Raw genomic sequence first — 792 nt, forward strand, 5'->3', positions numbered from 1 at the left:
CCACGGGTTGTCCTGCGCGTACCCGCCGCCCGCGGTCTGCCCGTAGGCCGGCTGCGACCCGTTCCCGGTCTTCGCGTACCCGCCACCCGCGGGGCCGCTGCCGGCGCGCGAGACCGCGGCCGTGGCGAAGCGGAGCGAGGGTCCGACCTCTTCGACGTCGAGGTCGAGGCTCGTGCGCTGCTGCCCCTGGTTGTCGGTGTAGGAGCGCTGCGTGAGGCGGCCCTGCACGATGACGCGCATGCCCTTGGTGAGCGATGCCGCGATGTTATCGGCGTACTCGCCGTATGCACGGCACCCGAGCCACAGCGGTTCGCCGTCGACGTAATCGCCCGACTGCCGATCGCGTACTCGCGGCGTCGACGCGATGCGGAACGTGACCCACGATTTGCCCGCCTGAGACACCCGCGGTTCGGGGTCTGCGACAAGGTTTCCAACTACGGTGATGAGCGGTTCTCCGGCCATGATCTATACCTCTCCCGACTCGATGAGAGCCGTGTCTTCGTGTGCTTTCTGAGTGATGCGCGCGTACTGCCCCTCGAAGCGGAGCGTGCGCGTGCCCGCCTCGCCCTGTCGGTTCTTCGCGAGGATGAAATCGACGTCCGAGGTCTTGATGACGCGGCCCTGGTGCTTCTTCTCGCCGCGGTGCATCAGCACCACCGCGTCGGAGGCGTGCTCGAGGCCGGCGGAGCCGCGCAGGTCCGAGATGATCGGGCGCGGGTTCGGGCGGTTCGTCATGTTGCGGTTGAGCTGTTCGAGGATCAGCACCGAGCAGCCGAGCTGCTTCGCGAGCTG

General features: G+C 68.1%; 2 protein-coding genes. Both read right to left on the reverse strand.

Features of this window, described 5'->3' with window-relative positions; genetic code table 11:
* The coding region (gene ssb / locus PQI23_RS13925) for a single-stranded DNA-binding protein (RefSeq protein ID WP_339975558.1) at positions 1-462 on the reverse strand (462 nt) is incomplete at its 3' end.
* A gap of 3 nt (positions 463-465) precedes the next feature.
* A partial coding sequence (locus PQI23_RS13930) for a DnaB-like helicase C-terminal domain-containing protein (protein WP_339975560.1) occupies positions 466-792 on the reverse strand: 327 nt, incomplete at its 5' end.

It is taken from the genome of Leucobacter sp. USCH14 (assembly GCF_037619215.1).
In the GTDB taxonomy this organism is placed as follows: domain Bacteria; phylum Actinomycetota; class Actinomycetes; order Actinomycetales; family Microbacteriaceae; genus Leucobacter.